General features: G+C 61.9%; 6 protein-coding genes. 1 reads left to right on the top strand and 5 read right to left on the bottom strand.

Annotated features, from left to right (window positions below):
* From EN925_RS16565 to EN925_RS16545, 5 genes are all read right to left on the bottom strand, one after another.
* Positions 1–910 (bottom strand): iron-containing alcohol dehydrogenase (locus tag EN925_RS16565; protein ID WP_164894239.1); only part of this gene is annotated, 910 nt, incomplete at its 3' end.
* A 17-nt stretch (positions 911–927) separates the two neighbouring features.
* Positions 928–2316, bottom strand: a complete 1389-nt coding sequence (locus EN925_RS16560) for an aldehyde dehydrogenase family protein (protein WP_127368668.1) — start codon at positions 2314–2316, stop codon at positions 928–930.
* Positions 2317–2442: 126 nt separating this feature from the next.
* Entirely contained in the window at positions 2443–3813 is a 1371-nt protein-coding gene (locus EN925_RS16555; protein ID WP_013529682.1) for a glutamine synthetase family protein, read from the bottom strand.
* A gap of 87 nt (positions 3814–3900) precedes the next feature.
* Positions 3901–5457 carry an amino acid permease gene (locus EN925_RS16550; RefSeq protein WP_013529681.1) on the bottom strand — a complete coding sequence of 519 codons (1557 nt, stop codon included), beginning with the start codon at positions 5455–5457 and terminating at the stop codon, positions 3901–3903.
* 44 nt (positions 5458–5501) lie between these two features.
* Entirely contained in the window at positions 5502–6320 is an 819-nt protein-coding gene (locus tag EN925_RS16545) for an N-formylglutamate amidohydrolase (protein WP_127366004.1), read from the bottom strand.
* A gap of 144 nt (positions 6321–6464) precedes the next feature.
* Between EN925_RS16545 and EN925_RS16540 the strand changes: the two genes are divergently transcribed.
* A partial coding sequence (locus tag EN925_RS16540; protein ID WP_164894238.1) for a MurR/RpiR family transcriptional regulator occupies positions 6465–7055 on the top strand: 591 nt, incomplete at its 3' end.

The following is a 7055-nucleotide window of genomic DNA, read 5'->3' as shown; positions in this document are numbered from 1 at the left end:
CCTCGATGGAGTCACGGTTGAAGGCGAGCACATAGGGCATGAACACCGCATTGGTCATGCCGTGATGGGTGTCATAGAGCGCACCGACCGGATGCGACAGCGAATGGATGGCGCCGAGCCCCTTCTGGAAGGCAGTGGCGCCCATGGCGGCGGCGCTCATCATGTGGGCGCGCGCGACGAGATCCCTGCCGTTGGCATAGGCCTTCGGCAGGTTCTCGAAGACCAGCCTCACACCTTCGACGGCGATGCCGTCGGCCATCGGATGATAGCCCGGCGCGCAATAGGCCTCGAGACAGTGGGCGAGCGCATCCATGCCGGTGCCGGCGGTGATGAAGCCGGGCATGCCGACCGACAGCTCCGGATCGGCAATGACGATTGCTGGCAAAAGTTTCGGATGGAAGATGACCTTCTTGGTGTGCGTCGCCTCATTGGTGATAACGCCGGCGCGGCCAACTTCCGATCCGGTCCCGGCGGTGGTCGGCACGGCGATGATCGGCGCGATGGCGTCCGAATTGGCGCGCGTCCACCAGTCGTCGACATCCTCGAAATCCCATACCGGCCTGACCTGCCCGGCCTGGAAGGCGATCAGCTTGCCGAGATCGAGCGCCGAACCGCCGCCGAAGGCGATGACGCCGTCATGCTTGCCCTTCTTGAACACGGCGATGCCGGCGGTCAGATTGGACTCGACCGGGTTAGGCCTGACCTCGGAGAAGACGCCGTAGGGAACCTTGGCGTCGTCGAGAATCTTCAGCGTCGAGGCGACGACCGGCAGTTTCGCCAGTCCAGGGTCGGTGACGAACAACGGCCGCTTGATGCCGGTGGCCGCCAGCACCTCAGGCAATTCCTTGATGCGGCCGGCGCCGAAGCGGACGGTGGTGGGGTAGTTCCATTTGGAGATCAGCTTGGACATTTTTGTCTTTCAATAAATCAGATGGCTTCGCGCAGATGGAATGATTTCGGCCGGGTCAGATTGTCGTAGCCGATGGCCGACAAGCCCGCACCCTTGCCGGTGTCCTTGACGCCGGTCCAGACCAAGGCGGGGTCGAGGTAGTCGCAGCGGTTCATGAACACCGTGCCGGTCTCGACGCGGTTGCCGATCGCCACGGCATGCTCGGTATCGCGCGTCCAGATCGAAGCGGTCAGCCCGTAGGGACTGTCGTTCATCAGCGCGATCGCCTCTTCGTCGTTGCGCACCTTCATGATGCCGACGATCGGGCCAAAGCTTTCCTCGCGCATGACGCTCATCTGATGATCGACTTCTGTCAGCACCTCAGGTGCCAGATAAGGCGAACCAGCCTTGTCGTTAGCCACCTTCATGTTGATGTGCGCCTTGGCACCCTTGCGCAGCGCTTCCGCCTTCTGTTCACGGATCAGGTCAGCAAAGCGCGCCTGCGCCATCGGTCCCATCGTCGTCGCCTGATCGAGCGGATTGCCGAGGACATAGTTCTTGGTCTCGGCGATGAAGCCTTCGACGAATTCGTCATAGACCTTCTCGTGCACATAAACGCGTTCGATGCCGCAGCAGCACTGGCCGGAATTGTAGAAGGCGCCGTCGACCAGATTGGCGACCGCATGGTCCATCTTGGCGTCGGGCAGCACATAGGCCGGATCCTTGCCGCCAAGCTCGAGGCCGAGCGTCATGAAGGTGCCCGCCGCCGCTTTTTCGATGGCGCGGCCGCCGCCGACCGAACCGGTGAAATTGACGTGGTCGATCTTGCCCGAGCCGAGCAGCCTTTCGGTCTGGGCGTGGTTCAGCACGACATTCTGGAACACGCCCTTGGGCAGGCCGATCTTGTCGAAAGCCTGCTGAAAGCGTTCGCCGACCAGCAGCGTCTGCGCCGCATGCTTCAGGATCACGGTGTTGCCGGCCATCAGCGCCGGCACGATGGTGTTGACGGCGGTCAGATAGGGATAATTCCACGGCGCGATCACCATGACGACGCCGAGCGGGTCTTTCTTCACATAGCGGCGGAAACCGTCCTTGGGGTTGGAGGCCGGCACCGATTTGAGCGCCTGCTCGGCGATCTCGACCATGTAGTTGGTGCGTTCCCTGACGCCGCCGAATTCGCCGCCATAGCGCACGGGGCGCCCCATCTGCCAGGCGATCTCCGGCACGATCTCGTCGGTCATCGCGACCAGCGCTTCCAGCATAGCCAACATGTACTTGCCGCGCTCGACGATAGGTGTCTCAGCCCACTTCTCTTGCGCCGCCTTGGCGCGTTCCACTGCGGCGTTGATCGCCTGGTCTGTAGCAATCGGCCGCTCGGCATAGATCGAGCCATCGACGGGGGTAATGAGTTTGACCGTCTCGGTCATTTTGTAAGTCCTCGTATTCTACAACAAAATCGTATGGCCTGGCGCTGCCCCTCATCTGCCTGCCGGCAGCCTCTCCCCACAGGGAGAGGCTAAGAGTGAAGGGGGGCGCCAACGAACCGTCGATACCTAATACCGCTCGAACCCTCTGTGCAGTTCCCAATCCGTAATCCGGCGGTCGTATTCGAACTGCTCCCACTTTGCGGTGTGGACATAGTGTTCGAGCACATCCTCGCCGAGCGCCTGCTTGAGCATCTTCGACTTCGCCAGCGTGTCGGTGGCATCGCGCAGCGTCTTCGGAATCTCCGGCAGGCGAGATGCCTGATAGGCATCGCCGACGAACGGCTTCTGCAATTCCAGCTTTTCGTCGATGCCGGCAAGGCCGGCGGCGATCAGGGCTGCGAAAGCAAGATACGGGTTGAGGTCGGCGCCACCGATGCGGCATTCCATGCGGATGCCCTTGGTGCCCTCGCCGCACAGGCGGAAGCCTGCGGTGCGGTTGTCCTCGCTCCACATGATCTTGGTCGGCGCGAAGGTGCCGGCCTGGAAGCGCTTGTAGGAGTTGATATAGGGCGCCAGGAACCAGGTGAATTCCTTGGCGTATTTGAGCTGGCCGGCGGCCCATTGCTGGCCGAGTGTCGACAGCGTCCAGTCGGCCTTTTTGTCGAAGAACAGCGGTGTCTTGCCGTCGGCGCTCCACAGCGAATTGTGGATGTGGCTGGAATTGCCGGCGAGCCCGTAATTATACTTGGACATGAACGAAATCGCCTTGCCCTCGGACTCGGCGATTTCCTTGGCGCCGTTCTTCAGGATGACGTGGCGGTCGGCCATGTCGAGCGCCTCGGCATAGCGCACATTGATCTCTTCCTGGCCCGGACCCCACTCGCCCTTGGAATTCTCGATCGGAATGCCGGCCGCTTCCATTTCGTTGCGAAGCCGGCGCATGACGCCTTCTTCCTTGGTGGTGATGCCGATCTGGTAGTCGCCGATATAGGGCGATGCGGTGTCGAGACCTTGCCAGTGCTTCTTGCGGGCCGAATCGTAGGTCTCGTTGAACAGATAGAATTCGAGCTCGGATGCGAAATAGCCGATATAGCCGCGCTCGCTCAGCCGCTTGACCTGCTTCTTCAAGATGGCGCGCGGCGAATGCGGCAGGTCGTCATGCGTGTGGTGGTCGAGCACGTCGCAGATCACGAGCGCGGTCTTTTCCAGCCAGGGAATGCGCCGCAGCGTGGCGAGATCCGGCTTCATGACGAAATCGCCATAGCCCTTCGACCAACTCGCCGCCTTGTAGCCCGGCACCGGCTCCATATCGATGTCGGCGGCCAGCAGATAATTGCATCCATGCGTTTCGTCATGCGCGGAATCGACGAAGTACTGCGCCAGGAAGCGTTTTCCCGCCAGCCGTCCCTGCATGTCGACGATGCAGGCCAGCACGGTGTCGATCTCACCGCTGGAGACCGCTTTCTTCAACTGATCGAACGAGAAATTTCCGGCCATTCCTTTGGCACTCCAGCGCTTGGGCTTTGAATGAGTTGAACGAAACCATGGCCGGCACGATGCCGGCCATGGCCATGATGGTGGAGGTCAGTGGCCGGTTTCGCCGACTGCCTGTTCGGCCGCCTTGATGGCCGCCTGACGCGCCGCAATGATGTCGCCGAGCGGCGGCCCCTGGAAGCGGCGCTTCTCGAAGCCGAACCAGACGACTGCCGTCAGGATGAAGAAGCCGACGGTGATGTAGAGCGCCCAATCGTTCGGCGGCTGGATGCCGATGATGAAGATCAGGATCATTGAGACGATCGACAGGAAGGCGAACAGCATGAACACGCCGCGCCCCATGTTCCAGGGACCCATCTTGTCCCACTTCGGCGTGCCCCAGGCGAGCATGCCGAGCACGATCGGCACGGTGAAGGAGAGGAACAGGAAGATGACGGTGCAGGAAACCACGATGGTGTAGGCCGAAGTGCCTGCGACCGAAACCAGCGTCGAACCCCAGACGAACAGCACCGACAGGATCGAAGCCGTCCAGATCGCCGCCACCGGCGTGCGGTAGGTCGGGCTGACCTTGGCGAGTGCCGCCGAACCCGGCAGGCCGCCGTCACGCGAGAAGGCGAAGATCATGCGCGAGGCAGACGTCACCGTGGCAAGGCCGCACAGCAGCTGCGCGACGAACACGACGAGGTAGACGAACTCCTTGATGCCGGGGCTTACACGCTGGTCGAAGGCCCAGAAGAACACGTTCCAGCCCTGCTTGGCGGCATCGTCCATGTTCGGGATCATCAGCACGAAGGCGGCCAGGAACAGATAGCCGAAAACGGCCGACCAGATCACCGACATGACCATGGCGCGCGGCACGGAAGAAGCCGCCTTGATGGTTTCCTCCGAGGTGTGCGCGGAAGCGTCATAACCGGTGATCGTGTAGATCGGCAGCAACAGTCCGAGCGCGAACACCCAGGCATTCGAGACGGATGGCCACACGCCGGCGCCTGCGTCCCCGGAATAGTTCTTGAAGGTGAAGAGACGGCTGAAATCCCAGGTCTCAGCGGAAGCCAGGCAGACGATGGCGATCAGGATCGAGCCGAAGAAGATGAGATAGCCCGAGAAATCGGTCAGCTTCGCCGTCAGCTTGATGCCGAGATGGTTGATCAGCGCCTGCGCGCCGGTGATGATGATCAGAAAGATCATCTGGTTTGTCAGCGTGCCTTCGATTCCGAGCGTCGGGCCGAAAGCGCCGATGAAAAACGTCCAGGTGCCGACATTGATGGCGCCGAGCACGGTGATCAGGCCGAGCAGATTGAGCCATGCGGTGACCCAGCCGGTGCCGCGGTTGCCGAGGATCGAACCCCAGTGATAGAGGCCGCCGGCCGTCGGATAGGCCGAGCTGATCTGCGACATGGCGACCGCAAAGGTCAGCGAAACGAAGCAGCCGACCAGCCAGCCGATGCCGATGCCGATGCCGCCGGCGCCGGAGGTGGCCTGGGCCAGCGAATTGATGCCGCCCGACAGGATGCAGATGATGGAGAAGGAAACGGCGAAGTTCGAAAAGCGACTGAGGCGCCGCTCCAATTCCTGGGCATAGCCCATGCTGTGGAGGTGCTTTACGTCCTCCGCCTTGTCAACTTCAGTATAACCCGGTGCTGCCATTTTAGTGTCCCCTGTTGGTTTTCGGGTCGGGATGAGATCCCGCCCTAGCTAGCCGATTGAACTGACTTTCCGACTGAATGCGATCTGGTGTGTCCGGCCTCCTCTGGCTCCAGATCCGAAAAAATGCCCGTGAGCAGATCCGCCCATTTCCGCTGCCCGGTCTCGCCGGCGATTTCGTCATTGCGGATTTCGATCATCGCGCAGGGCAGTCCGCGCGGGCGCGCATGCCGTTCCAGCGTGAAATAGACTCGGTCATCAGGTGAATACGGCTCGTTGACCCCGACGGTGACACCGGAAAGCCGCTTCAGCGCCGATATCAGCGGCGCCGCCAGCCGGCGATCCTCGTCATGGATGATGCCGATATGCCAGGGCCGGTTGCGGCCCTTGTATACCGGCGTGAAGGAATGGACCGAAACCAGCCGCGTTTCCTGACCGTGTGACAGCCTGTGGCTGATGATATCCGCAATCGTATCGTGGAAAGGGCGCCACGAAAGCGCGACACGCGCGGCACGCTCACTTTCCGACAGGCCGGCATTGCCCGGTATGGCCGTTGTCTCACTGACCGGCGGCACCAGGTCGGGCGCGTCAAGCGGCCGGTTGCAGTCGATGACAAGGCGCGAAATGCGGGTTTCGACCAGCGTCGCGTCGAGCGCCTGCGCCATGCGGCGGGCAACCGGCAGCGCGCCGGGATCCCAGGCGATGTGGCGCGACAGGTCCTCGACAGCAAGGCCGAGCGTGCCGAATTCGGCGGGCAGGAAGTTCGAGGCGTGATCGCAGGTCAGCACGAAAGGGCTTGATCCGCCGGGGTTCGTCACCCTTACGGTATCAGACGATGCAAGGCTGGCGGGCCGTGCTTTCTCCATACTCTGCCGTCCCCGGGGAGCGCTGTATCGTATGTTACGTATTTTGCCTCATTGCGTCCCTGTGGATGATTTCATACAGTTTGTCCGGCTTTGTCAAATGCGATTTCGGAAAAGACCATCGACCGAGCCAAGGGTGGGGAAAAGATGATTTCCAACATTGCCGAACTGATCGCCGACCGCATCGGCACGATGCCGGCCAGCGAACGGCGCGCGGCCCAGACACTGATTGCCTTCTACCCGATGATCGGCTTGAAAACGGTCGCTGAATTCTCGGCCGCAGCCGGCGTTTCCTCGCCGACGATCCTGCGTTTCGTCGCCCGGTTGGGCTTTCAGAACTATCCGGAGTTCCAGTCGAGCCTGCAGGACGAACTGGCGGCGCAACTGCAATCGCCGGCGACAAGGACGCTCAATCCGCCCTCGCCCGGCGGCGGGACCGTGTCGCCGATGCTGGAAGCGACGCTCGACAATATGCGCGAGACATTCAGGCACCTGTCCGACAAGCAGCTTGCCGACATCGCCGCCCGGCTAGCGGACCGGCGCGGCAAGACCTTCCTGATCGGCGGCCGCTTCACCGATCCGCTGGCGCGCTACATGGCCGCCCACCTCGCCATCATCCAGCCGGATGTCTTTCACCTCGCCGGGCAGGAAAGCATGTGGCGTGACCGGCTGATCGACATGGGCAAGCGCGACGTGCTGGTCATCTTCGACATCAGGCGCTACCAGGACAGCCTCCTC

The sequence above is a fragment of the Mesorhizobium sp. M7A.F.Ca.US.006.04.2.1 genome (assembly GCF_004022915.1).
GTDB classification, from domain to species: domain Bacteria; phylum Pseudomonadota; class Alphaproteobacteria; order Rhizobiales; family Rhizobiaceae; genus Mesorhizobium; species Mesorhizobium ciceri.
The sequence above is the reverse complement of the archived record's forward strand: the minus strand, read 5'-3'. Positions and strand labels throughout refer to the sequence as shown.